Source organism: Paenibacillus sp. J2L1-98 (assembly GCF_056269405.1).
In genome coordinates this window covers 38,528-61,770 of record NZ_JBWDNW010000001.1, presented here as the reverse complement: position 1 = coordinate 61,770, position 23,243 = coordinate 38,528, and the positions used below count along the sequence as shown (strand labels likewise).

The 23,243-nt window shown below is 43.2% G+C and carries 29 protein-coding genes; 23 read left to right on the top strand and 6 right to left on the bottom strand.

The window, feature by feature from the left end; translation table 11 throughout:
• Nucleotides 1–314 precede the first annotated feature (314 nt).
• The 6 genes from AC0YNZ_RS00310 to fabI all read left to right on the top strand — a co-directional run bounded on the left by AC0YNZ_RS00310 (nucleotide 315) and on the right by fabI (nucleotide 3,770).
• Complete coding sequence (locus tag AC0YNZ_RS00310; RefSeq protein ID WP_475824768.1) at nucleotides 315–779, top strand: arsenate reductase/protein-tyrosine-phosphatase family protein; 465 nt, start codon at nucleotides 315–317, stop codon at nucleotides 777–779.
• A gap of 103 nt (nucleotides 780–882) precedes the next feature.
• Nucleotides 883–1,317 carry a VOC family protein gene (locus AC0YNZ_RS00305; protein ID WP_475824767.1) on the top strand — a complete coding sequence of 145 codons (435 nt, stop codon included), beginning with the start codon at nucleotides 883–885 and terminating at the stop codon, nucleotides 1,315–1,317.
• Between the two features lie 142 nt (nucleotides 1,318–1,459).
• Nucleotides 1,460–1,750, top strand: a complete 291-nt coding sequence (locus tag AC0YNZ_RS00300; protein ID WP_475824766.1) for a hypothetical protein — start codon at nucleotides 1,460–1,462, stop codon at nucleotides 1,748–1,750.
• A gap of 13 nt (nucleotides 1,751–1,763) precedes the next feature.
• Nucleotides 1,764–2,222, top strand: a complete 459-nt coding sequence (locus AC0YNZ_RS00295; protein ID WP_475824765.1) for a type II toxin-antitoxin system VapC family toxin — start codon at nucleotides 1,764–1,766, stop codon at nucleotides 2,220–2,222.
• Between the two features lie 151 nt (nucleotides 2,223–2,373).
• Nucleotides 2,374–2,967 carry an AAA family ATPase gene (locus tag AC0YNZ_RS00290; RefSeq protein WP_475825468.1) on the top strand — a complete coding sequence of 198 codons (594 nt, stop codon included), beginning with the start codon at nucleotides 2,374–2,376 and terminating at the stop codon, nucleotides 2,965–2,967.
• A 26-nt stretch (nucleotides 2,968–2,993) separates the two neighbouring features.
• Entirely contained in the window at nucleotides 2,994–3,770 is a 777-nt protein-coding gene (fabI, locus tag AC0YNZ_RS00285) for an enoyl-ACP reductase FabI (protein WP_475824764.1), read from the top strand.
• 82 nt (nucleotides 3,771–3,852) lie between these two features.
• Here fabI and nagZ read toward each other — a convergent pair whose 3' ends face one another.
• On the bottom strand, nucleotides 3,853–5,127 hold the full coding sequence (nagZ, locus tag AC0YNZ_RS00280) for a beta-N-acetylhexosaminidase (RefSeq protein WP_475824763.1): 1,275 nt from the start codon (nucleotides 5,125–5,127) through the stop codon (nucleotides 3,853–3,855).
• 150 nt (nucleotides 5,128–5,277) lie between these two features.
• On the opposite strand from nagZ, the gene AC0YNZ_RS00275 reads away from it, so the two are divergent.
• The 14 genes from AC0YNZ_RS00275 to AC0YNZ_RS00210 all read left to right on the top strand — a co-directional run bounded on the left by AC0YNZ_RS00275 (nucleotide 5,278) and on the right by AC0YNZ_RS00210 (nucleotide 16,668).
• A complete protein-coding gene (locus tag AC0YNZ_RS00275) occupies nucleotides 5,278–6,474 on the top strand; it encodes an oxalate decarboxylase family bicupin (protein WP_475824762.1) in 1,197 nt (398 codons plus the stop codon).
• Between the two features lie 317 nt (nucleotides 6,475–6,791).
• Complete coding sequence (locus AC0YNZ_RS00270; RefSeq protein ID WP_475824761.1) at nucleotides 6,792–7,634, top strand: aldo/keto reductase; 843 nt, start codon at nucleotides 6,792–6,794, stop codon at nucleotides 7,632–7,634.
• A gap of 147 nt (nucleotides 7,635–7,781) precedes the next feature.
• Nucleotides 7,782–8,174, top strand: coding sequence for an MmcQ/YjbR family DNA-binding protein (locus AC0YNZ_RS00265; RefSeq protein WP_475824760.1), 393 nt, complete (start codon nucleotides 7,782–7,784; stop codon nucleotides 8,172–8,174).
• A gap of 147 nt (nucleotides 8,175–8,321) precedes the next feature.
• A complete protein-coding gene (locus AC0YNZ_RS00260; protein ID WP_475824759.1) occupies nucleotides 8,322–8,882 on the top strand; it encodes an NUDIX hydrolase in 561 nt (186 codons plus the stop codon).
• 83 nt (nucleotides 8,883–8,965) lie between these two features.
• A complete protein-coding gene (hisA, locus tag AC0YNZ_RS00255; protein WP_475824758.1) occupies nucleotides 8,966–9,727 on the top strand; it encodes a phosphoribosylformimino-5-aminoimidazole carboxamide ribotide isomerase in 762 nt (253 codons plus the stop codon).
• A gap of 303 nt (nucleotides 9,728–10,030) precedes the next feature.
• Nucleotides 10,031–10,450 (top strand): hypothetical protein, encoded by a 420-nt coding sequence (locus tag AC0YNZ_RS00250; protein ID WP_475824757.1) that lies wholly within the window; start codon nucleotides 10,031–10,033, stop codon nucleotides 10,448–10,450.
• Nucleotides 10,451–10,545: 95 nt separating this feature from the next.
• Nucleotides 10,546–11,229: an HAD family hydrolase gene (locus AC0YNZ_RS00245; protein WP_475824756.1), complete on the top strand. Its 684-nt coding sequence runs from the start codon at nucleotides 10,546–10,548 to the stop codon at nucleotides 11,227–11,229.
• Between the two features lie 126 nt (nucleotides 11,230–11,355).
• The gene (locus AC0YNZ_RS00240) at nucleotides 11,356–11,751 is read left to right on the top strand and encodes a GNAT family N-acetyltransferase (protein ID WP_475824755.1); all 396 of its coding nucleotides are present in this window, start codon (nucleotides 11,356–11,358) and stop codon (nucleotides 11,749–11,751) included.
• Between the two features lie 33 nt (nucleotides 11,752–11,784).
• Nucleotides 11,785–12,531, top strand: a complete 747-nt coding sequence (locus AC0YNZ_RS00235) for an alpha/beta fold hydrolase (protein ID WP_475824754.1) — start codon at nucleotides 11,785–11,787, stop codon at nucleotides 12,529–12,531.
• Nucleotides 12,532–12,666: 135 nt separating this feature from the next.
• Nucleotides 12,667–13,647, top strand: a complete 981-nt coding sequence (locus AC0YNZ_RS00230) for an iron-hydroxamate ABC transporter substrate-binding protein (protein ID WP_475824753.1) — start codon at nucleotides 12,667–12,669, stop codon at nucleotides 13,645–13,647.
• Nucleotides 13,648–13,949: 302 nt separating this feature from the next.
• A complete protein-coding gene (locus tag AC0YNZ_RS00225) occupies nucleotides 13,950–14,741 on the top strand; it encodes an inositol monophosphatase family protein (protein ID WP_475825467.1) in 792 nt (263 codons plus the stop codon).
• 31 nt (nucleotides 14,742–14,772) lie between these two features.
• Nucleotides 14,773–15,228, top strand: a complete 456-nt coding sequence (locus tag AC0YNZ_RS00220) for an SRPBCC family protein (protein WP_475824752.1) — start codon at nucleotides 14,773–14,775, stop codon at nucleotides 15,226–15,228.
• Nucleotides 15,229–15,244: 16 nt separating this feature from the next.
• Complete coding sequence (locus tag AC0YNZ_RS00215; RefSeq protein ID WP_475824751.1) at nucleotides 15,245–15,976, top strand: ZIP family metal transporter; 732 nt, start codon at nucleotides 15,245–15,247, stop codon at nucleotides 15,974–15,976.
• A gap of 179 nt (nucleotides 15,977–16,155) precedes the next feature.
• Entirely contained in the window at nucleotides 16,156–16,668 is a 513-nt protein-coding gene (locus AC0YNZ_RS00210; protein ID WP_110772705.1) for an acyl-CoA thioesterase, read from the top strand.
• A 115-nt stretch (nucleotides 16,669–16,783) separates the two neighbouring features.
• On the opposite strand, the gene AC0YNZ_RS00205 is transcribed toward AC0YNZ_RS00210, so the two are convergent.
• The gene (locus AC0YNZ_RS00205; RefSeq protein ID WP_475824750.1) at nucleotides 16,784–17,464 is read right to left on the bottom strand and encodes a succinylglutamate desuccinylase/aspartoacylase family protein; all 681 of its coding nucleotides are present in this window, start codon (nucleotides 17,462–17,464) and stop codon (nucleotides 16,784–16,786) included.
• A gap of 310 nt (nucleotides 17,465–17,774) precedes the next feature.
• Complete coding sequence (locus AC0YNZ_RS00200; RefSeq protein WP_181426270.1) at nucleotides 17,775–17,915, bottom strand: hypothetical protein; 141 nt, start codon at nucleotides 17,913–17,915, stop codon at nucleotides 17,775–17,777.
• A 134-nt stretch (nucleotides 17,916–18,049) separates the two neighbouring features.
• Here AC0YNZ_RS00200 and AC0YNZ_RS00195 point away from each other — a divergent pair, with 134 nt between their 5' ends.
• From AC0YNZ_RS00195 to AC0YNZ_RS00185, 3 genes are read left to right on the top strand one after another with little or no spacing between them, the layout of a single operon-like run.
• Nucleotides 18,050–18,466 (top strand): BlaI/MecI/CopY family transcriptional regulator, encoded by a 417-nt coding sequence (locus tag AC0YNZ_RS00195; RefSeq protein WP_475824749.1) that lies wholly within the window; start codon nucleotides 18,050–18,052, stop codon nucleotides 18,464–18,466.
• The gene (locus AC0YNZ_RS00190; protein WP_475824748.1) at nucleotides 18,463–19,323 is read left to right on the top strand and encodes a M56 family metallopeptidase; all 861 of its coding nucleotides are present in this window, start codon (nucleotides 18,463–18,465) and stop codon (nucleotides 19,321–19,323) included. The genes AC0YNZ_RS00195 and AC0YNZ_RS00190 overlap by 4 nt, the downstream gene beginning before the upstream one ends.
• Nucleotides 19,324–19,377: 54 nt before the next feature.
• Entirely contained in the window at nucleotides 19,378–20,112 is a 735-nt protein-coding gene (locus AC0YNZ_RS00185) for a DUF3105 domain-containing protein (RefSeq protein WP_475824747.1), read from the top strand.
• Between the two features lie 49 nt (nucleotides 20,113–20,161).
• On the opposite strand, the gene ppk1 is transcribed toward AC0YNZ_RS00185, so the two are convergent.
• The 3 genes from ppk1 to AC0YNZ_RS00170 all read right to left on the bottom strand — a co-directional run bounded on the left by ppk1 (nucleotide 20,162) and on the right by AC0YNZ_RS00170 (nucleotide 23,188).
• The gene (ppk1, locus tag AC0YNZ_RS00180) at nucleotides 20,162–22,360 is read right to left on the bottom strand and encodes a polyphosphate kinase 1 (protein ID WP_475824746.1); all 2,199 of its coding nucleotides are present in this window, start codon (nucleotides 22,358–22,360) and stop codon (nucleotides 20,162–20,164) included.
• A gap of 217 nt (nucleotides 22,361–22,577) precedes the next feature.
• Nucleotides 22,578–22,928 (bottom strand): hypothetical protein, encoded by a 351-nt coding sequence (locus AC0YNZ_RS00175; protein WP_475824745.1) that lies wholly within the window; start codon nucleotides 22,926–22,928, stop codon nucleotides 22,578–22,580.
• A gap of 14 nt (nucleotides 22,929–22,942) precedes the next feature.
• Nucleotides 22,943–23,188, bottom strand: a complete 246-nt coding sequence (locus AC0YNZ_RS00170) for a hypothetical protein (RefSeq protein ID WP_475824744.1) — start codon at nucleotides 23,186–23,188, stop codon at nucleotides 22,943–22,945.
• Between the last annotated feature and the right edge of the window lie 55 nt (nucleotides 23,189–23,243).

Sequence of the window (23,243 nt, the reverse complement as noted above, 5' to 3'; positions counted from 1 at the left end):
ATTTTGACATTAAGTCATAAGCGGTCAGGTGTTGTAGGATGACAAGAAAATACATACATCGTAATCCGCTTATTAAGCGGCTTTTTATTTTATGTAAGCAAGTTCTTATCAAACGCTCATGACAAGAACTTGCTTACATTGCCGTGGGAGGCTATCGTATTCTCAATAGTACAATTTCTATGGCGCGGCACTTGCGCCGCATGTGTGGCTAATGGGCAGATTAGTTGAATAACTAATCGAAAATATTGATGGTAATCTTCCTGTTTCATTTGCTATAATTCCATAAAATGGCTATTGGAATGGAGTTGGTTTTAATGAATATTATGTTTGTATGTACCGATAATTTTACTCGAAGCGTAATAGCTGAATTTTGTATGAAGGATTCTCTCCGTAGAAATAATAAAACTTCAATTAATGTTGCTTCCGCTGGGATAAGAGCTAATAGTGATATTAGCAAGTATTCAAATATTCATTTTAAAATAATGAATGAATTGAATATAGACACCACTGGCTTCAAAAGAACACTTTTTGATGAAAAGCACTTTAAAGAGTTCGATATAATTATTGCAATGAGTGAACTTCATAGAGATTATATTAAAGAGCAATACAATCGTGAAATCCCATTATTCAATGAAGTATACAACGGTCAAAAAACAGCAGTGAATATAGGCCCTCCCGATAGTGAAGATTTTGTGGAACAAATGAACAAATTGGTTCATTTCTTTTATGGAGCAACGCCCCGTATTATACGGAATATAGAACAAAAGGCCGCCCTTTAACGAGTGGTTTCTATATCCAACTCTAGACATACCTTTGTCAGTAACGGTTGCTTATAAACGAAATAGAAACCAGTACTAAAATTATCTTAGGAGGAGATTGAGTATGAGCAACATACAACCATTACGAGGTTTTGCGACTATCAGTTATTGGGCGGATGATATGGAGGCGGCAAAGGCGTGGTACTCGGAGCTGCTGGGCAGTGCGCCTTACTTCGAACGCTCAGGACCAGATGGTCAACTGGTTTATGCCGAGTTTCGACTTGGAGATTACCAGCACGAACTGGGGCTGATCGATCGCCGTTTTGCTCCTGCGCGTGGAACGGCTGGTCCCGGTGGTGCCATCATGTATTGGCATGTTGATGATATAGAAGCTGCGCTTAACAATTTGAAAGCCATGGGAGCGGAAGAGTACGAACCGCTCGTTCACCGTGGGGAGGGATTCATCACGGCTTCCGTCACTGATCCATTTGGTAACGTGCTGGGTATTATGTGCAATTCCCACTATTTGGAGATGCTGAATTCCAGAATTCAAGGGTGACCATAATATTGGTAATTTATTTTCACAAGCCGCCCATCACCTTGCAGGAAGTCAGAATCTAGATTTCCACCCAAAATTACCCCCTCAAATCGACAAATTCCGACGAATCCTTATATAAGCTATACATAAGGAGTGTATCACGATGGTGAATAATTACAAACGTTTCATCGAAAAAGCGAAGTCTACCGCTTCCGAATTCATTTCCTCAAGAAGTGAAGAACAAGAAGAAGGCGTTATAGAACTCAATCCGCAATATTATGCTGAACTGAAAGTAATTGCCGATATGCAGCATACGACCGTACAAGCAATCGTCAATGGAATCATTGTCCAATACCTGGCAAGCGTCCCATACGAATCAACCCCCATCTCAGTGGATCAAAAGGAAGATAACCCGCTTCTGTATTTGGATGGTATTTGCAAACTAGAGAATTAAGGAGTGCCAACATATGGATAACTACTTGAACATTCAGGATACCGTTTTTCTGGATGAAACGGCTTTAGCCGCTTTAATGAACCCTGAAGATCCCCGCTATGTGAAAGCCCGTTCCCTGTTTCTGGATTTGCATGATCTTGAACGTAATTACGTGACGACCAACTCCATTATATTTGATCTTCACGAATGGCTTTGCAATGAATACAGCTATCAGCAGGCGGAATATTTTCTGAATGCAATGGATAAGGCAGTGAGTAAAGGCAAACTGGAGGTCATCTCCAGCGGCCCCGAATTTGAGAGGGAATCGCGCAGACTGCTTATAGACAGGCCCGAGCTCCGTTTCTCGCTCAGCGAAGCATTCACTGCTGTTATCATGTCCTATTATCAGGTAAAACGCATCTTTACTTTCAATCGCAATTACATGATGCTTGCCAATTTGGATAAGGATATTCGAATTATTCCATCCAATTAAAGCCTTTAAACAAATACAGCCTGCCCCCTTGAGAGGCTGGCTGTATTTGTTTCGTTGCAATGCCGTAAATTGCTTTTTCCGTCGCTCCATATTACACCCTCATTAATGATGAATGAGACTCTGTGATATGATTGGTATCGGGGTGACAATCGTGATCGTATGGATTAATGGTGCTTTTGGAGCGGGAAAAACGCAGACGGCATATGAACTGCATAGAAGGTCCGCAAACTCATACGTATATGATCCAGAGAATGCTGGATATTTTATAAGAAAAAATGTACCGGAATCGATCCAACAGGGTGATTTTCAAAACTATCCGATGTGGCGTGAGTTTAATTATGTTATGCTTAAGCATCTCGACGAAGCCTATGACGGTTTGATCATCGCGCCTATGACGATTGTAAATCCGCAATATTTTGATGAAATTGTCGGTCGCTTGAGGTATGATGGTGTCGTTGTTCATCACTTTGCTTTGTGTGCATCAGAAGCTGCATTAAAGAAGAGACTTCGAGGCAGAGGCGAGCGGAGCCACTCATGGGCGGAGCAGCAAATAGAGCGTTGTGTTGCAGGTTTGTCGGAAGAAACTTTTCGGCATCATCTGGATACGGATCATACGACTATTCAAGATAATGTGGAGCGAATCGCTTCGATGTCAAACATCAGCTTGTCGCCGGATTATAGAGGTCCGATAAAAAAAGCGTATGACCGCGTACTCACGCTGGTTAAACATATACGATTCTTATGATTTATGAACCAACTAGGAGGAGCATCATGTCTAACTTAATGCAAAACAAAGTAATCGTTATTATGGGTGTAGCGAATGATCGAAGCATTGCATGGGGAGTGGCAAAATCACTTCATCAACAAGGAGCTAAACTTATTTTCACCTACCGTAAGGAAAGATCATTAGATAAGCTGAACAAGCTATTAGAGCAGCATCAAATTGAAGCGCTGCAGACGGTATCCTGTGACGTGCTCGACGATAGCAGCATAACAGCAGCTTTTAATGAAATTGGGAAAACCTCGGGCGTTATTCACGGTGTGGTGCATTCGGTTGCTTTTGCCGAGAAGGATGAGCTGCAGGGAGAATATGTCGATACGACAAGAGATGGTTATATGCTGGCACAGAACTCAAGCTCGTATTCCCTGGTAGCCGTTGCGCGTGAAGCGAAGAAGTTGATGACGGAAGGCGGCAGCATCGTCACTCAAACCTATATTGGCGCGGAGCGGGTCGTCAAAAATTATAATGTAATGGGGGTAGCGAAGGCAGCGCTGGAAGCAAGCGTGATGTATTTGGCCGAGGATTTGGGGAAATACGGCATTCGCGTAAATGCGGTTTCAGCAGGACCAATCCGCACGCTCGCCGCAAAAGGCGTCTCTGGCTTTAATGATATTATGTCCACGATTGAAGAAAGAGCCCCGCTGCGCCGCAATATCGACCAGGAGGAAGTGGGCGATGCCACAATGTTCCTATTGAGTCATTTATCCAGAGGGATAACGGGAGAGGTTCTTCATGTAGATGCAGGTTACCATATCCTTGGCTTGTAAGCGGCTGAATGGAAAGTAAGAGAATGAAACAAGGCTCAGATCTCTATATGAGGTCTGAGCCCTGTTTGGTATGCGGTCGTTGCTAATCTTTCCGTTTGTTCTTCGAATCTAATGCAGCTCCGATTTGCCTGTTGACGGCTTTCACATCAACGGATTGTATAGCGCTATCTTTAAGCTGATATTTCGATTTTAAGCTTAAAATGCGATAGACGCTCTGATCCAACATATCCTCCGTAATTACTCCCGCTTGCGCGCTCTTTTTTAGCGCTTTAAGCACAGCCAATTGCTTATCATGTTCATGCCCGACAAGTATAATATCACTGCCGGCTAGAATGGATTTGACAGCTGCTTCGCCGATGTTGTAATGCTTTGTTATTCCGCCCATGGTCATATCATCTGTAATAATGACACCCTCATAGCTCAGATGGCCGCGCAGCAGATTCGAAATCAGATTTTTGGACAGCGAGGCCGGATATTTGTCATCCACTTGCGGTATTAATAAATGGGCAATCATTATGGCGTCTGCACCCTGATGAACGGCTTCGACGAACGGAAGCAGCTCGAATTCTTCTAGTTCTTTTAAGGTTTTATTAACGACAGGCAAATCGAGATGAGAGTCGACCGTCGTATCGCCATGACCCGGAAAATGCTTGACAACTGCCGCGACATGTGTCGTTTGTATTGCTTTCATCGTTTCTATGCCGTGAATTATGACGGTTTTGGGATTCGAACCAAAGGACCTGCTGCCGATAACAGGATTATTAGGATTACTGTTAATATCTAAAACAGGCGCAAAATCCATATTAAAGCCAAGTGAACGCACTTCTACGCCGAGCGTTTTGCCAATTTGATGCGTGTAATCCAAATCGTTTGCTCGACCGACGTCTGCTGCAGGCGGAAGCTGTTTAAATTCGGCGGGCATGCGGCTGACTTTCCCTCCTTCCTGATCAATGCTTAACCAAAGCGGTGCAGCTTTCGCATGATTGGCGGCTTTCAATTGGTTAAGAAGCTTTACTGTCTGCGAAGCGCCTGTAATATTATCTTTGTACAAAATAAATCCGCCAACCCGATACTTTTCGATCATTTCTTTCGTTTTGGCTCCCATAGTAGTGCCATCTAAACCAAACAGCACCATTTGACCTATTTTATCATCTAAAGTCATGGCAGATATTTGCTCTTTAATAGGATCAGTCGTTTCGGTTGGTTCTACGCTCGGCGAGACCGCGGGTGGTGAGCTCGGGCGAATAGCCGGACTTGCGGACGGAGCCGTCTTTATCGGGACCGCACTATTACCGCAGCTAATGATTTGTGACATCATAATAAAAAGCGATAGGATTGCGGCTATATGCTTTGTCATCCAAAATTCCCCCTCTTGTTGCAATATCCCCTTGTACGGTGCAAAGCATACCTTTAATGGATTTAGCATCATAATGTTCTGTTTCCAATCATAAACTGTATAGGTCTTGAAATCTATTGTCAGCTCATTCGATTTATGAGGAGGAGAATGATGGATAATTCGCCTCGGGATCAAGCTAGCTCAAATGTTGTCCCGCAGCCAATTAGAATGAGCGATGGTGCGGGAGCTACCGATTTAGGCCCTCGCGATATAATGCGTGATAAAGAGAATCCTGATATGCTCGTTCCGCCCGTTACGGATGCGGGTTTACTTCCTAATATGAAGTTCTCATTTTCAGATACGCATATGCAGTTAAATCAGGGAGGCTGGTCGCGTGAGATAACCGTCCGGGATTTCCCTATTGCAACGACGCTTGCGGGCGTAAACATGAGATTGACGGCTGGCGGTGTTCGGGAATTGCATTGGCATCAACAAGCGGAATGGGCGTATATGCTTTTAGGCAAGGCACGAATTACCTCTGTGGATCAAGCCGGCCGAAATTTTATCGCTGATGTTGGAGAGGGGGATCTTTGGTATTTTCCAGCAGGCATACCACATTCCATTCAAGGGCTTGAGGGCGGCTGCGAATTTTTACTCGTCTTCGATGACGGCAGCTTCTCGGATCTAAACACCCTATCGATATCGGATTGGTTTGCACATACGCCAAAGGAGGTGCTTTCTGCCAATTTTGGGGTGCCGGAAAGTGCTTTTAGTCAAATTCCGAACGATCAGGTTTATATTTTTCAAGATGCGGTGCCGGGTTCGCTGGAGAGTCAGAAGGTACAGTCTCCTTATGGCACAATACCGTTAAGCTTTACGCATCGCTTGCTTGCACAGCCTCCGTTCAAAACACCCGGGGGAAGCGTTCGAATTGTGGACTCATCTAATTTTCCTATTTCCAAAACAGTCGCTGCCGCACTGGTTGAGGTAGAGCCTGGGGGAATGAGAGAGCTCCATTGGCATCCCAACAACGATGAGTGGCAATATTATCTTGCCGGCCAAGGCCGTATGACTGTATTTGCCGGAAACGGGGTAGCTCGTACGTTTGATTATCGAGCTGGAGATGTAGGTTATGTCCCATTTGCGTTTGGGCACTATATTCAAAATACCGGCAATCAAACGCTTTGGTTTTTGGAAATGTTCAAGAGCGACCGGTTTGTCGACGTTTCATTAAATCAGTGGATGGCTTTAACGCCGCGTGATTTGGTTCGGGATAATTTGCATGTAGGACCGGAGCTCCTTGATTCGCTGCGCAAAGAGAAATGGCCAGTCGTTAAATATCCAGGCTACACTTATGAAAATAAATAAGTATAGGATGAAATAAAAAAAAGAATTTCCAAGCTGCCAGCCCGGCAAATTGGAAATTCTTTTTTATTTATTGAGAATGTTATTTTCAAGGTTCACAGGTACTTTTAAGTACCTATAGTACTTCAAAGTACGTACTAGTCATTTCTCCGTGCATAAACGATAATAACATTCATCGGCCGATAACAGCTACACTCGATTGTAATGATCTTATATTATCGTTTAACCTTTACGATATACGCTCTTGGCGTTACCTTCGAAATACCGATGCGGTAATACTTAGCGCTTTATTTTATATGTCCATATAGGAGGAATAATAGATGTTTAACCATTTACAAGCAGCGACAACTTTGCATAACGGAGTGAAAATGCCTTGGTTCGGACTAGGCGTATTTAAAGTGGAGGAAGGCGCCGAGCTGGAAAATGCGGTATCGACTGCCATTAAGCATGGATATCGCAGCATCGACACAGCCGCTATTTATGAGAATGAAGCGGGCGTAGGCCGAGGCATTGGGCAAGGATTGAAGGATGCAGCCGTCGATCGAGCAGAACTGTTTGTTACGTCAAAAGTATGGAATGCCGATTTAGGATATGAATCGACGCTTGCAGCCTATGAAACGAGCTTAACGAAGCTGGGTTTAGATTATCTTGACCTGTATCTCATTCATTGGCCGGTAGAAGGGAAATTCAAAGAAGCTTGGCGTGCTTTAGAAACGCTTTATAAACAAGGAAGAGTAAAGGCGATTGGCGTAAGCAATTTTCAAATTCATCATCTGGAAGAGTTAATGAAGGATGCAGAAATCAAACCTATGGTTAATCAGGTTGAATATCATCCTCGTTTAACACAGCTGGAATTGCGAGACTATTGCAAGCAAATGGGTATTCAACTGGAAGCCTGGGCGCCGTTGATGCAAGGACAGCTGTTCGATAACGCACTCCTGCAGGAGATTGCTGCAAACTATAATAAATCGGTTGCTCAGATCATTCTTCGATGGGATTTGCAAAACGGCGTGGTCACCATTCCGAAATCGACCAAAGAAGCGAGAATTATCGCCAATTCCGAGGTTTTTGATTTTGAGCTGACACTTGAAGATATGGAACGCATCAGCAGCCTGAATGAGAACCACAGAGTGGGCCCGGACCCGGATAACTTTGATTTTTAATATATGAATGGACGTGAAGAGACAAAGAATTCATTTTCTTTGTCTTTTTTGCTGTGTGTTTATACCTTTAGAATTAATTTACTCAGCAAAACCGGCTCTGTGGTAAAATATTTCTAAGACGATTTGAACGGTTGGAGGTGCAGGAACGTGGAGCAAGATGAAATCGCAAAAAGTTATGCATCCAGCGAAGTACTTGATCAAATTAGAGCATTATGCTTATCCTTTCCAGGGACTAGCGAACGAATCAGCCACGGTGCCCCTACCTTTTTTGTGAATGGAAAAAAATCTTTCCTGCAATATCATGTGAACCATCACAACGACGGTAAAATCGCTTTGTGGTGTGCAGCGCCCCCGGACATGCAAGCTCAACTGGTTGAAGCGAATCCGGACATATATTTTAGGCCTGCCTATGTCGGGCATCTCGGCTGGGTTGGTGTAAGGCTTGATCGGAATGTACTGTGGCATGAATTAGTCGGGGTCATCCAGGAAGCATATTTGACTAGAGCGCCGAGGAAGCTTATTGCCTTGTTGAAGAAGTGAGCGATGTCTTCTTATTAAGTCATGTAAGGGTTGTTCCGATACCTTGATTTGCGGAGGTCATGTTACTGCAATTGTGATAGGAATGCTTATTTTCGCAGTGAGTACAAATTTCTTTTGAGAATGTTACCTAATAGGAGAGCTCTTTACATGTTGAAATATAATATTTGCTTTATCAAACGCGGTGATGAAATTTTATTGCTCAATCGGGAAAAGGCAAGCTGGATGGGGTGCTGGAACGGAATTGGCGGCAAGCTAGAACCGCAGGAAACGCCGCGCGAAGCGATGATGAGAGAAATGGAGGAAGAAACAGGGATAAAAAGGTATAGTCTGCATTTCAAAGGCTTGGTTACATGGAGCGGCGACGACTTTGATTTTGGCGGGATGTATGCCTATGTCGCAGAGGTGCCCGAGAGTTTTGCGTATGCTGCACCGATCAAAACCGAAGAAGGCTTGTTGGATTGGAAAAAGATCGATTGGATTATGAATGACAACAATGTTGGCATCGTGTCCAATATCCCTAAGACGCTGCCATGGATGCTGAATGAAACGAATTGCTTCGATCATCATTGTGTATATGTAAAAGGGCAATTGTTGAAGATCATTCATACTGAGGTTTCCGCTGATATCGAGACGATTGTTGAACAAAGAGAGCATTATTTGCACAGGTACGTCGCGGAGACAGGAGCGGGAGTAAAACAGATTCGATAACCTAGTTGATTTATGTACTCCTTTTAGGTTATTTTTCTTATATGGTTGTTCGTACATAGAAAATACAGAATAGAGGAATGCAGTTGAAGTTTAGACCTTGTATCGATTTGCATGATGGAAAAGTGAAACAAATTGTTGGAGAAACGCTAAATGCCGAAATTATAGAAAATTTTGTTTCTAAACAGGATTCAGCCTACTATGCAGAGCTTTTTAAGAAGGATGCGTTAACGGGCGGACACGTTATTATGCTTGGCGGCGGCAATGAGGCTGCTGCCGTGAGTGCTCTCGAGCAATATCCGGGAGGATTGCAGATTGGCGGAGGCATCACCTCTGACAATGCTTCCTTTTATTTGGAGAAAGGCGCATCTCATATTATTGTAACGTCGTATATTTTCAGAGACGGTCAACTAAATGAGAATCATCTTGCGAATATCGTCTCTGAAGTTGGGAAGGATCGTTTAGTTATCGATCTAAGCTGCAAAGAGAAAGACGGCAAGTGGTACGTCGTGACGAATCAATGGAAGCAGTTCAGCGATTTCGAAGTGAACAAGGAAAATATTCAATTTCTAGAGCAGTATTGCGATGAGTTTCTTGTGCATGCCGTGGATGTCGAAGGCAAGCAGCGCGGCATTCAGCAAAGCCTCGTTAGCGCGCTCGCGGATTGGGTGAGCATTCCGACTACTTATGCCGGCGGCGCGAGATCGATAGCCGATATGGATCAATTTAATGAGCTGTCAAACGGCAAGCTGGATATTACGATTGGCAGCGCGCTGGATATTTTTGGCGGAAATCTGTCTTATGAAGCAGTGGTTGCATACAGCAATCAAAAGCAAAAGATAAAGTAATAAATAAATGCACCCAATTAACTAGCCAACCATTTGTTGGCTAGTTTTTGGTATACGCAGCATGATACGCATTTGCCATCAGCTTAATACCGTCGTATCGCGGACAATCGTCTCAACCGCCTTCTCCCTGTTTGATCCAGTCCTCCCGCTTCTTGCCCGTTTGCAGCCCACACCACGTTTGAATAGAGTACCAGCCATGAGTCAGCGCCTCCCTATCAATCTAATACATTTATTATACGAATATACAGCCGCATGTGGTAAAATTTTGTTAATTGATTTCAAGTATTTGGAGGAATGACAGCTATGAGACCGGATCATTATAAGCTGCTTTACGATTTTGTGAGTTGGGCGGGCGAGCAACCGCATATTGCAGGTATTGCGTTGGTAGGTCCTTGTGCAGACGATGAGAATGAAGAAGACTCGGATTTGAGCTTCCTCATTATTTCAGATAAGAAAACGAAAACATTGGATGCTATTCTTCATCAATTTCAGTTCTGTTTCATGGAGCAAGCAACGAGGGAGGAGTGGGGCCTGCTTACTTCCTTAAGAATCGTCTATGACAGCGGGATTGAAGCTGAGTATGGAGTTGCAGGCGAAGAATGGCTTCAGATGACTCTGGATCAAGCGATGGGTGATACAGTAATGAAAGGCTTCAAAGTGATTTGGGAACGTGAAGAGCTGTTCGGTCAGATCACGGGTTATATTGCGGCTCATCAATTCTAATTCCATGAATTCTATAAGTCAACCGGGTTTGAAACGACCGGCTAATGTTTTGTTAAAAAACTGACTATCCCATAATCCTATTAAGTTGTATAATCATGGAAATAAAGGAGGTGGCTTCAACGCATATAAAAGCGGTTATTTTTGATTTGGACAATACGCTGCTTGATCGCACGAATTCATTTAAGTCATTTGCTTCCACGTTACTTTACTGTTATTTCGGTCATTTAGAATCCCATCATCAGATGTTAGAACTTATCATTCAATTAGACCTTGACGGCTACAAGGACAAGCGGGAGCTGTTCCGGGAATTGCTGGATCAGCTGCCTTGGCCTATCAAGCCAGCGCATGATGAACTTATGAGTTATTATAACGAGCACTATGTGAAAAACGCTATTCTCATGGATCAGGCTTTGGAGGTTATTCGCCACACGAGAAACAAATACAAAACGGCGCTTATTACGAACGGCAGAAACGCGATACAATATGGGAAAATCGATCAATTAGGCATTAGAGCGGAATTCGATTTTATTCTCGTTTCTGAGGAAGCGGGATATAAGAAACCGGATCGCCGCATCTTTGAAGCTGCATTGACCGGTATGCAGCTGCGGCCTGAGCAATGCATTTATGTAGGCGACCATCCTGTAAACGATATCGAGGGAGCCTTTAACGCGGGACTTGACACTATTTGGATTAAGATGAATCAGCCTTGGCGTGAAGGGCTGACGGCTAAGCCGCTGCATACCATCGAACGGCTTGGCGAACTATTAGTTTTAATTTGAGAGGGAAGATATGCAGGTAACTATACAGAGTCATCCCGAGCAATTGTATATTCTGACAGACTGAGGAAGCAGGATCTCATCACGGATGAAACTTACAGCAGCATAACTGGAATGGGGGGAACAGCATTGATTCACTATCAAAATAGTAAAGGCTTGTCCGCCGAGGATTTATCGCTCGTTTTCGCAAATTCAGGCATTAAACGTCCCTATCAGGATTTGGAGCGGCTGCAAAAAATGATCGATAACGCAGATATTATCATTAGCGCTTGGGATGGAGATAAATTAGTAGGCATTGCCCGCGCTGTAACGGATTACGTTTATTGCTGCTATCTCTCGGATTTAGCTGTCGACCGTGAATATCAAAAGCTTGGAATCGGGAAGACGCTGGTTGAGCAGTTAAGACAAACGCTCGGAGAGGAAGTATCGCTTGTACTGCTTTCCGCTCCATCAGCCGTTGATTATTATCCGCGTATCGGCTTTACTCATCATGATAAGTGTTACTTTATTGCTAGAGAACGATGATCGTGCCAAGCGGCTGGTTGAAGGGGGTTACCAATGTACACGTCAGGCTTAGCAGTCAATCAAGATGTTAATATTCATTACCTTGATTCCATTCAAGAAGCTGATCAGATGCTTACACCTATCATTATTTGTCCGGGTTTATCGGAAACGGCTGAACAATACGAGGATTTATTAACCTATCTGCTGCCACGAAGAGCCATCGCTCTATCGTTTCGCGGCAGAGGGAGAAGCGATACGCCGCGGTCAAACTATGATTTAGCGGATCATGTTTCGGATCTGTCCGCCGTTATTCAAGAGTCAGCAATCGACCGTTTTCATTTGATGGGTTACTCGCGAGGAGTTTCGTATGCTTTGGGATATGCTCAAACCAACGAGAATCGGCTAATCTCGCTTATCGTAGAGGACTATCCGGCAGAGCATAAGCAAATGCCGGTCCAATGGGCTGAGGATTATATTCACAACTATTTGATGCCAACAGGGCGTAATAAATACATAAGGCAGCAGGCTGTAAAAGGGATTCAACGGGATTCGACGTCCATTCAGCTGCATGCTAAGCTTACGCTTCCTGTTTTGGTTATCAGAGGTCTGCTAGAAGGCTCATTACTTAGTGACGAGGAATTACTACAATACACGCATACGCTCAAAGATTTAACGCTTAAAGAGTTTGCTCACTCCGCTCATGATATTCGCAGCACAGAAAAGGATGCGCTATATCAAACAATAAAGGATTTCTTGAATGAGCATGAGACGAACGGAAGCGTAGATCTTAAAGCAGATTGACTTGTCTTGATTGGTAGGGCAGGCTGAAAAGCCGGTTGACAATGATAATGATAATTGTTATCATAAGTTGACTTTTGAGGTGAATGAGCATTCACTTTCAAGCCAATATACCATCGAGCAGGGGGAACTACAGAGATGCGACGTCACAACAAGAAATTTGTATGGGTATTAATGAGCTTGATCGTCATGTCGCTTTGGCTGGCGGCTTGCGGAAGCAATAAAACGAATGAGGCAGCAAATGAAGGAGCGGCTAATGCGCCGGCTTCCACAGAAGCTCCAGCAGAGAGAACACTGACAGATGCGCTCGGAAACGAAGTAACAGTGCCTACCAACCCGCAGCGTATCATTGCCTCTTACTTAGAAGATCATTTGGTGGCTTTAGGCCTTAAACCGGTAGCGCAATGGTCGGTTCCAAACGGCATTCAAGATTACCTGCAGGAAGAGCTTGCCGGCATCCCTACCATTGCTTTTGATCTTCCTTTCGAAGCGGTAACAAGCTTTGAGCCCGACCTTATTATTATGGCTTATGACAGCAATGTGGAAGGCGATAAATTCGCCCAGTATTCCAAAATCGCTCCAACCTTTACGCTTGGCGATAAAGTTACTGCTGACTGGCGCAGCGCTTTGCTGAAAGTCGGAGAAATTGTCGGCAAGAGTGAAGAAGCGCAAAAAGCATTGGACGCTTACGACGCGAAAGCTAAAGAAGCGAAAGAAAAAATACAGGGTGCAGCAGCAGGCGAATCTGCGGCGGCAATTTGGCATCTGCAAGGAAACTTCTATATTGTAAGCGACAAATTGTCCAGCGGAGCACTGCTATATAACGATTTGGGTCTTGCTGTTCCTGAAGTTGTAAAAGAAGTTTCCGCAACAGGCACAGGTAACTGGAACCAGATTTCACTCGAGAAACTGGCTGAGCTTGACGCTGATCATATTTTCCTGATTAACAGTGACTCGGAAGCGGATTCTAAAGCATTGAATGATCCGATCTGGAAAGGCATTCCTGCTGTTAAGAATGGCAATGTGTATGCGTATCCAAGCACATCCAGCTGGCTGTATGCAGGTACGATTGCATACTCGCAAGTTATCGATGATGTATTGGAAAGCATCGTGAAATAATAAGCGTTAAAATGAACAAAGGACTGTGCCTGCATGCGATTCACGCGATAGGTTTACGGTCCTTTTTTCGTTTGTTTAGCCTTCCGCATCGTTAGAAAACGATGTATAATCATGGAAGATATGACAGGTGACAAGGATGTGTAAAACTTCTTCACGGCGAAATCATAATCATTTGAATAGCCGTCCATCTTGGTGAAGTATTTGATCTCGAATGATCAAGTACTTTTGCTTTTTTTAAGAGAGTAGCTCATATGATTGATTAAATGGGATTGTCATTATAGGAGGCTGGAGTATTGGATCAAATGACTTTGATTAGCGCAAGAGAAGTAGCCATTGCTGCAGCGTATGAAGCGGGACGGCTAACGCGCGAGAGGTTCGGAAGGTTGAATCACAGTGAGGAGAAGGATGACTACGGCGATATCGTGACGGAAGTCGATCATTTGGCTGAGAACATCATCCTGAACAAAATTCGGCGAGTGTTTCCAGCGCATAAAATTCGTTTAGAGGAATACGGCGAGAATGATCTGCAGAGCGATTGGATGTGGCTGGTCGACCCGCTTGACGGTACAAATAATTTTGCTGTAGGTTTACCTCTGTTTGGCATATCGATAACGCTGGCTTATAAACAATATCCTGTTTTAGCCGTTATCTATGAGCCGATGACAGAGCGGTTGTACGTTTCAAGCGCAGGTGAAGGCACACTGTGTAATTCTCAGCCGGTTAGCGTCAATGAGGCAAAAGCATTTAAAAGAGCGAGAGTAGGCTGGATTCAAGGACATGCTGTTCAACATGAACAACGGGCAGTCAAGCTTAGACATTACATAGACATCAACACGAAACGGATGATGCGGCTTTGGGCGCCGACACTGCAATGGACGATGCTCGCCAGAGGCGATTTGGATGCCATCATCGTTTATAATTCGGAAGGCGAGGACTTATATTCCGGAATTCTCATGGTGAAGGAAGCAGGTGGCGTCATCATCGATTATGACGGTCATTCATTTACTGGCATAAACAAGCAGCCTTATTTGATTGCATGCCAGCCTAAGCATCAGTCTTATTTTATAAATATGGTAAAAGAAGGCTTGACTTAACAGGTACTGATACAGAAGAGTGGTGAATAGGTTGGTTGAAGTTACGACGAGTATTGTCATTTTGGCACCGATTGAACGCTGTTTCGATTTGGCGCGCGATATAGATATACATACAAAAACCGTCTGGAAGCATACCCGCGAGAAAGCGGTAGCAGGCGTGACGACTGGCTGTATTTCAGCGGGAGAGCTTGTCACCTTTGAAGCGACGCATTTTGGAATCAGACAAAGGCTTACTTCAAAAATAACGGATTTCAACGCACCGTATTTATTCGTCGATGAAACGCAAAAAGGTGCTTTCAAAAGCCTCAGACATGTTCATCATTTTGAGAAACATGGTGAGGGGACACGAATGACGGATACGCTGCGCTTCGAGGCTCCGCTTGGCTGGCTAGGCTGGGCTGTGGAGCGTCTCGTCTTAAAGACCTACATGACTAAATTTTTAGAGCATCGAAATGAACAGTTAAAGCGACTGGCCGAACAGGGATAATTTAAGGAGTGACTCTATGGCAGAAGCACTAATAGGCAGCTTTATTTCCGCAATGGCTACCGTGCTTGGTGCGGTACCGCTGCTTTTTGTCCAAAGCCTATCGGAGAAATGGAAAGATGTGCTTATCGCTTTTACAGCCGGCATTATGGTATCCGCGTCAACCTTTGGTTTGCTTCCGCAAGCTTTGAAGGAATCAGGATTAATCCCTTTGACATTAGGTCTGCTAATTGGCGTCATAACGCTAGATCTGATCGAGAAGAACATCCCCCATATTGATGTCGAGCATAAAAAAGGAATTAACTCCTTTGATAACAAGTCGCTGCTCGTTATTTTCGCCTTATTCATCCATAATATCCCGGAAGGGCTGAGTACGGGCTTTAGTTACGCAAGTATTAATGGCGGACTCGGTCCAATGGTGGCCATCGCCATAGGCGCGCAAAACATACCCGAAGGGCTTGTACTCGCGATTTTTCTTATACATTCCAAGGTTAGCAAGCTGAATATTATGCTCATCGTTACTTTGACCGGCCTCATGGAGGTCGTATCCGCAATTGTCGGTTATTCTGCTGCAAGTTATGTGTCCGGGTTGATCGGCTATGGGCTTGCTTTTGCTTCCGGAGCAATGCTGTTCATCGTTTATAAGGAGCTTATACCTGAAACGCATGGACATGGCTATGAACGGTCGGCGACGTATTCCTTTATTATCGGATTGCTGCTCATGATTTATATCAGCCATTTCTTTGGTTAACGCTCACAATGGATCTTCCCTTTTTTCGGCAATAAGTTTAATTGTTCTGTTAAGTCTTGGTATTTGTCTCTTTATTCGTTTACAATGGACGAGAGCAGACACTTTACAGAGATCCGGAAGCGGCTGAGAATACTATCGAACAGTTGCTATCCGTATTTACATGAGGGGACCGATAATCGATGGAAAAAAGGTATTCACGCGAATCAAAGTGCTACAAAACGGCAAGGGTATTTCCGCCGGACGTAAACAATCATAATACGTTATTTGGCGGTAAACTGATGGCTTACATAGACGATATTGCTTCAATTGCGGCAACGAAGCATTGCAGACGGTCGGTTGTTACGGCTTCAACGGATTCCGTCGACTTTTTGCATCCGATCAGACCTTCGGATTCGGTATGCTTAGAGTCATTCGTTACGTGGACAGGCCGAACCTCGGTAGAAGTATTTGTTAAGGTCATTAAGGAGGATTTGTTAAGCGGTGATCGAAAGGTCGCCGCAACTTCTTTTTTAACATTCGTCGCATTGGACGAGAACCGTAAGCCTGTGCCTGTTCCGCTAGTCGTTCCAGAAACGGAGGAGGAGCTAAAGCTGTTCGAGACGGCTCCGCACCGTGCGGAAATGCGCAGAATTAGAAGAGAAGAGAGTAAAAAATTCGCTGGATTTTTAACGGTGAAGCATCCTTGGGATTAATGATCAAGAGCTAAGGATATAACAGATTATCCTATTAGAGCTCAGTTAAAGACCGCTCCGGCATCTGCTGCCGAAGCGGTCTTTTTGCGCCTTACGACTAGTTATCTCAGCAATCTTAAATCAAGCCTGCTTCTTTCAAAAAATGACGTACGATTCTCATTTGTAAATTTGCTCGAACTGACATAGGTAAAACACAAGATGTCTCCACGGTAATAGCTCTTGCATTTAATAAGTTATTAGCAGCGGTACGGCCCGAACCAGGTAACTTTTGCAATCGAATGGTAAAATGTTTTGATTCTTGACCGATAGAACGATTCATATGACCAATCACTCGTTTAACTGCGGGTATTGCTTTACTCTGAGGATTCGTAATCAGCGTCTGGCCTAGAACTCTCGGGTTTAATTTAGATAAACCTCTTGCTTCATGCAGATCAATATACCATGCCGGTTGGAATTGCTTCGCTAAGTTAAATATCGCAGCTGAAAGCGGATGACTTGCCGTTTTGTCATGTTGATTACGCGGGAAAGTCCGATTCAAATCGGGAATGCCTCTGATATGACTCTTATAGGCCTTCTGATTGACAATTGGAACAATTATCAACCTGCCGCAGTTGATGCGGAGAAAATTTTTTTGCAAATGACTGACTAGTTTTTTTGCTCCCAAAATGCTTGCACTTTCATTCCCGTGCACACCTGCCGTTACCATTACTGTGTTTCCATTTGAGCTGCCCTTGATCATGTAATAGGGGGTTTCAAATTTAGTAGCTTTCGCTAATTGATGTTTTGTTATATTCATATAGAGGTCACCTCCTAGATGATCTAGAATATGAACTGCTCTTTGATATAGAAACGGACATAAACCTAGTGAACCAATCTTACTTTGCTGCTAAGGTGCATGAATGAATAGAAGAGCGATTTGATCAAAAATGCCCAAAACTCGACACGGGAACATGTGTTCCATCTGCGTAAAGTTATAAAATTACATTGCGGTTATGTCTATGGGAATACATTAAGGTGTCAGTACAGCGGAGGGAGCGAGGTAGGTTAGAAAATTCCAAAAAAATTTGTAAGGCAGCCCTTTAGAAAGGGGCTGCCGTTGCTGCAGCTTAACAGCTTTTACCGTTGTTTTTGTTCGCTTTTTTCGGCGTATCTTCGGCATCGCGGCTTTGCTTATCGCCAAATTGCTCGAGCCGGGATGGGCTTGCTGCTGGACCATCGTTGTCGGGCTTATTGTTTCTTCCTGTCATTGTCATCACCTCCAGCAAGTATAGATTGAGCAGAGTTAGCTCATTTCATACTCGTAAGCAGATATGATTGCCAGATGTACTCACTTGAAATGAAATTTGTGCTACACTATAATATGTAGTGGAAGGAGCGGCCAATGGAAATTAAAAATTTTAAATACGGCGAGGTAGGCTTAAACCGATTTTTCGGTTCTCTGGAAGCCAAAATAATGGACAATCTCTGGGAAGCAGAAGAGCTAAGCATTAAGGAAGTTCAACTTCGGCTCGAGAAGGAAAAGCCAGTCAACTTTAATACAGTCATGACGGTCATGAACCGTTTATTGGACAAAGGAATTTTGGAAAAAAGATTAAAAGGCAGACTTTCATTATTTCGACCGATATCGTCTAAGGAAGCGTTCATCGAGCAGCAATCTAAGCGATTAACGGAAAACCTTCTCGACGAATTTGGCGACGTTGTTATCAATCATATGATTGATGCAATCAAAGACGTCGATAAGTCACTATTGGACAAACTGGAAAATAAAATTCAACAATTAAAAAAGGATTCACAATGATGAGGTGGCAGCGAAAATCTACAATGGTCATGGCGCTTAGCCTGTTGATAGCCATTCTGGTTTGGAGTCAGATGGGGATGTACATAGCCCATCTCATTTTTGGCGTCAATCTGAAGGTGAACTTTTTCAAGTTTTGTATTAGCTTGTTTAAAGAGAATTCCCTTTATTATTTTCTAGTCATCACTTTTCTGAATTCATTAATTGCATATGCGGTTTTGATTTCAGTAATGAAGATCATCCAGCAGTTCATACAATCGAGACGGTTTAAAATAAGGCTTATGTCGCTTAGAAATATCAATTTAACCGCCAGCATCATTCAGAATTTCCACCCGATTAATCAAAATATTATCGTAATTGATCATAAACGCGCGATGGCATTTACGGTTGGTATCAGAAGGCCAATTGTCGTTTTATCCAGCGGATTGATCGAAATGCTTGACCAACAGGAGCTGGAAGCCGTTATTGAGCATGAATCGTTTCATCAAAGTCATTATGATTCAGCGAAAATATTTTTACTGCAGCTCATATCGCAGTCGCTCTGGTTTATTCCAATTACGAAGTGGACGTATCATAATTATAGGCTGATTAGTGAATTGTTGGCTGATGAATATGCGATTAAAAAAACCGGCTCTGAACTGGGCTTAGGAAGCGCGTTGTTGAAGTTGATCAAAAAAGGCTTTAGCGATAATCCTACGCCTGTATTAGTGTACTTTTCGGACGGCGTTGTAAATTACAGATTGCAGCAATTAGTCGATCCTGATCAAGCGATACCAGTGAGGCTCGGTATGACCTCAATAGTCATTTCTTTTCACGTCCTGCTTCTATTTATGGGCATGATTGTATTAGCCGTAACATGATTTTTCGAATTTAAGCACTACATAGAGTAGTGTTTTGGGAGAGGGAAATATATTATGAATGAGCACATTGGAATACATCAACAGTCTGGATCATCGTATTTTTTGCTTTATACGGCTGCATTAATTTTATTACTGGCATTGATAAGTTATTGGTATGCTTCCAAATGGAATAAGGAAAATACAAGCCGTCTAAAGAAGGAAGAAAAAGCAGCTATAAAGAAGAAGACGAAAAAAATGCGTGCTGCTGCACATATCCTTCTGAGCGTCTCTGTATTAGTCGTTATCGTTCATTTCGCTAAAGATTTAGGCAAAGAGTATAATGTGAAGTCTTTAAATTTTAAGGCAGCTATCGAAGTGAAGGATGACAAAGATTATGGAGCGGGGCACACGGACGAGCTCGTTCAATATGAAATGAAAATTCCGACCTCTGGGACACATAGCCCTCATGATTTGAAGTTTGGTTTCTATACGGAAAAGCCCCCGTACGAGAAGCTCGTTCATAATTTAGAGCATGGCGATATTATCATTTACTACCGTGCCGATGCCGATCCGAAAATAATCGAGTCGCTTAAATATTTTGTGAATTATAGAGAAGCGGGTGCAGGCATATTGGCCGTTCCAAATGAGGATATCCCTGCCGGTAAAGAAGTGGTCGTTACAGCTTGGACCAAAACGATGGAGTTAAGCGTCTATGATGATCAGAAAATAGGAACGTTTATTTATGACTATATCAATGAAGGTCCTGAGAAAATCCCTGCACAAATACGCGCCGGCGGCGGAACGATGTAATAAGCTGGAAAAAAGATAAATATAAAAGAAATAAAAAAGAGCTAACTCGTTAGCTCTTTTTAAGTAAAGAAACTAGCTGGTTAGCCTTGAGGAATTTTGGATTTTTTAATACTTTTACATGATTTGGGATTTTGTAAATTCCATCCCACTGCATGAATGGAAATTTAGACGAAAGAAACTTTCGATAAATGATGATTGGCAGTGATTTATGTTGACTGCGAATGTCGGGGACCGTATTGACAACCTTTTTATATTTTCCACCTAATAGCATTTGACGCGCTTTGACATTATCTTTCAACTGAAGATTTAGCAGTAAGATAATGATTTGCCGAACCGATGGATCGAATACAGGACACATGATCTCAATTCGATGAGATAAATTCCGGGTCATCCAATCCGCACTTGAAAGCCATACCTTTGGATTCCCAGCGTTTTCGAAATAAAAAATACGAGAATGCTCCAAATAACGGTCAATGATGCTTCGAACGGTAATGTTCTCACTTTGGCCGGGGATTCCGGGGCATAAACAGCAAATACCTCGGACTATCAAGTCAATTTTTACACCGGATCGCGAGGCTTCATAAAGTTTGTCGATCATGTCTGGATCAGATAGCGAGTTCATTTTGCCGATAATTCTGGCGGGTCGTCCAGAAGCTGCACTTTTCATTTCCTTTTCAATTAACGCATACACCGTATCACGTAAATCTGCAGGAGAAACGGCCAAAACACGAGACTTTCGATGTGTCTGAAAACCTGTAATTTCATCAAATAAATGAGCAATGTCACTTGCAATTTCGGACTGTGAAGTAAACAGGCCAATATCCGTATATATTTTTGCGGATTGTCCGTTATAATTGCCAGTAGAAACATGGACATACCGTTTCATTCCAACTTGTTCCCGACGTTCAATGAGCGTCATTTTCGCATGAATTTTTAATCCGATCCATCCATGGATGACATGGCATCCTGCTTTTTCCAATGTTTTGGCCCAAGCGATGTTTCGTTCTTCGTCAAATCTCGCCTTTAGTTCAACAACGACAGTGACATGTTTTCCGTTTTCCGCGGCATGAACCAATGAACGAATGATTCTCGACTGCTTACTCACCCGGTATAACGTCATTTTGATACTCATTACAGAAGGGTCACTTGCAGCTTGTTCAATAAAATCGTTAAATGCATCAAATGTTTCATACGGATGAAATACCGCAACATCCCGACTCTGCAATACGGAGAAAATGGGTTGATTTTTTAACTCCTGCGGATAGAGTGGCTTTTGTTTGGGATATCTCAATCGGTCGAATTCCGGAAATGATTGCGATAATTTCATCAAATAACTAATATCAACAGGACCATTGAGCAGCGCAACATTATCGCCTACATTTAACTGCCGTGATAGCAGCTTCAAAGCAAATGGATGAGCGTCTTTCCCGATTTCTAGACGAATGGCCGCTCCCCGTAATCTTCGTCGCAATTTTCGTTCCACTTCGTGAAGTAAATCTTCCACATTCCCTTCTTCCAGCGACAGATCGGCATCACGTATGATTCGAAACAAACGGGAGTCAACTACAGTATGCTCATGAAATAAAAGGTGAATATACGCATTAATTAACTCTTCGAGCAAAATAAACACGCGATTCACTCTATTGTTGGGCAGTGGTGCTTCAATAAAACGTCCTAATTGTGTAGGAACTTCAAGTATAGCCATGGTTAGTTCATCTTGTATTGCTGCATTCACCGGCTTCAATACAATTGAAAAGTAAAGACTATTAGATAAAATAAGCGGAAACGGTTTATTTTCTGAGATACTGATCGGTTTCAAGACTGGAAACACTTTTTTGAAGAAATAGGCATCTAATTCCTTTTTTTGCTCGTTCAATAACTGATTGTATCCTGCAAATTCGATTCCTATGGAAGCAAGTTGTTCGGATACCTGATGAAATGTCACATATTGGTCGGCTACAAGCTGTTCTGTTCTTCGGAGAAGCCTCTTCATTAATCCTCTGGGCGTATAACCGCTAAAATCCTTTTCGGTAATGCCGGATATGATTTGGTTTCGAATGCCTGCCACCCGTACACTCATAAATTCATCAAGATTGGTGGATACTATAGCCAAAAATTTGGCTCGTTCCAGAGGCGGTGTATGTTCATTTTTCGCTTCTTCAAGCACCTGGCGGTTAAATTCGAGCCAGCTTAAATCACGATTGATGTATTTACAATTCCCGCTCACTTGATCCGTAAAAGGCTCCATAAACCAAAACCTCCACCAACTATATAAGTCACTTTATTATTTTCGGGCGAATAGTTGACCTATGAATTTAAACAACTGCCAAGTTGCACTGTAGCGAATGGGGATCATATCGAAGCCCTTTTCATTTTCAGGATTTTGCATCTCAAAATGCCTCCTCTTTTTTGAGAAACACTCGCCCTCCATTGCAGAAAGCGAGTGAATCAAAGTTGATTTTTGATTATAAGACTTCTTCCAACTTATGAGTTACATTTTGTGTAAACCGATTTCTGACCAACATTTCCCCAGCTTGATGACCAACCTTACGGCCAACGGAATCACCCAACATTGCGCCTAAGATGGAACCGACAACCGTTCCAAAACCAGGCATGATGGTCGTTCCTAAAATCGCTCCGTATTCGATGCCCGCCATGACACCAATTGCGCCTGTAACATTTTCCGACGTATTAACCGCGTATTGCGATTTGTCCATCTGCCCGCTGGCAAGACTCCGTGTGTCCTTAACTTGGGATAGCCCGCCCGAGATCAATCCTCCCCAAAGGGAACCACCTTGGAATAATTGTTGAACCATACTGAATCACCACCTTAATGAGCGATATGAGGTTGCTCCTTATCAAGTATATCCACATTTATTGAACGGCTTTCTTCGCTCCCATTGCCTAAATTTGTTAGCTGTTCGTTCCTCACTTCGGGCCTTAATGAACTGTTGAAATCGAGCACCCATTCTGTGCTTTTGACCGCAAACTTTCTTACGGTATTTCGTGCATCGGGAGACATGACAAGAATGACGCCCGCTGCTGCTAATAAAATGCCAAACGGTGATTTAATCATAAGTAAAACCTCTTTCATTTGGGAGTTGTTACCTTTACGGTATTTACATTATCTT

Excerpts from the sequence above, each read along its gene's own strand:
- AC0YNZ_RS00195 (WP_475824749.1), top strand. The coding sequence starts at position 18,050 with ATGGAAATTAAAAATTTTAAATACGGCGAGGTAGGCTTAAACCGATTT.
- AC0YNZ_RS00260 (WP_475824759.1), top strand. The coding sequence starts at position 8,322 with ATGTTGAAATATAATATTTGCTTTATCAAACGCGGTGATGAAATTTTA.
- fabI (WP_475824764.1), top strand. The coding sequence starts at position 2,994 with ATGTCTAACTTAATGCAAAACAAAGTAATCGTTATTATGGGTGTAGCG.
- AC0YNZ_RS00230 (WP_475824753.1), top strand. The coding sequence starts at position 12,667 with ATGCGACGTCACAACAAGAAATTTGTATGGGTATTAATGAGCTTGATC.
- AC0YNZ_RS00175 (WP_475824745.1), bottom strand. The coding sequence starts at position 22,928 with ATGGTTCAACAATTATTCCAAGGTGGTTCCCTTTGGGGAGGATTGATC.
- AC0YNZ_RS00200 (WP_181426270.1), bottom strand. The coding sequence starts at position 17,915 with ATGACAGGAAGAAACAATAAGCCCGACAACGATGGTCCAGCAGCAAGC.
- AC0YNZ_RS00225 (WP_475825467.1), top strand. The coding sequence starts at position 13,950 with ATGACTTTGATTAGCGCAAGAGAAGTAGCCATTGCTGCAGCGTATGAA.
- AC0YNZ_RS00305 (WP_475824767.1), top strand. The coding sequence starts at position 883 with ATGAGCAACATACAACCATTACGAGGTTTTGCGACTATCAGTTATTGG.
- AC0YNZ_RS00215 (WP_475824751.1), top strand. The coding sequence starts at position 15,245 with ATGGCAGAAGCACTAATAGGCAGCTTTATTTCCGCAATGGCTACCGTG.
- AC0YNZ_RS00270 (WP_475824761.1), top strand. The coding sequence starts at position 6,792 with ATGTTTAACCATTTACAAGCAGCGACAACTTTGCATAACGGAGTGAAA.
- AC0YNZ_RS00170 (WP_475824744.1), bottom strand. The coding sequence starts at position 23,188 with ATGATTAAATCACCGTTTGGCATTTTATTAGCAGCAGCGGGCGTCATT.
- AC0YNZ_RS00295 (WP_475824765.1), top strand. The coding sequence starts at position 1,764 with ATGGATAACTACTTGAACATTCAGGATACCGTTTTTCTGGATGAAACG.
- AC0YNZ_RS00190 (WP_475824748.1), top strand. The coding sequence starts at position 18,463 with ATGATGAGGTGGCAGCGAAAATCTACAATGGTCATGGCGCTTAGCCTG.
- AC0YNZ_RS00185 (WP_475824747.1), top strand. The coding sequence starts at position 19,378 with ATGAATGAGCACATTGGAATACATCAACAGTCTGGATCATCGTATTTT.
- AC0YNZ_RS00245 (WP_475824756.1), top strand. The coding sequence starts at position 10,546 with ATGGAAATAAAGGAGGTGGCTTCAACGCATATAAAAGCGGTTATTTTT.
- AC0YNZ_RS00250 (WP_475824757.1), top strand. The coding sequence starts at position 10,031 with ATGAGACCGGATCATTATAAGCTGCTTTACGATTTTGTGAGTTGGGCG.
- AC0YNZ_RS00210 (WP_110772705.1), top strand. The coding sequence starts at position 16,156 with ATGGAAAAAAGGTATTCACGCGAATCAAAGTGCTACAAAACGGCAAGG.
- nagZ (WP_475824763.1), bottom strand. The coding sequence starts at position 5,127 with ATGACAAAGCATATAGCCGCAATCCTATCGCTTTTTATTATGATGTCA.
- AC0YNZ_RS00205 (WP_475824750.1), bottom strand. The coding sequence starts at position 17,464 with ATGAATATAACAAAACATCAATTAGCGAAAGCTACTAAATTTGAAACC.
- AC0YNZ_RS00275 (WP_475824762.1), top strand. The coding sequence starts at position 5,278 with ATGGATAATTCGCCTCGGGATCAAGCTAGCTCAAATGTTGTCCCGCAG.
- AC0YNZ_RS00310 (WP_475824768.1), top strand. The coding sequence starts at position 315 with ATGAATATTATGTTTGTATGTACCGATAATTTTACTCGAAGCGTAATA.
- AC0YNZ_RS00300 (WP_475824766.1), top strand. The coding sequence starts at position 1,460 with ATGGTGAATAATTACAAACGTTTCATCGAAAAAGCGAAGTCTACCGCT.
- ppk1 (WP_475824746.1), bottom strand. The coding sequence starts at position 22,360 with ATGGAGCCTTTTACGGATCAAGTGAGCGGGAATTGTAAATACATCAAT.
- AC0YNZ_RS00235 (WP_475824754.1), top strand. The coding sequence starts at position 11,785 with ATGTACACGTCAGGCTTAGCAGTCAATCAAGATGTTAATATTCATTAC.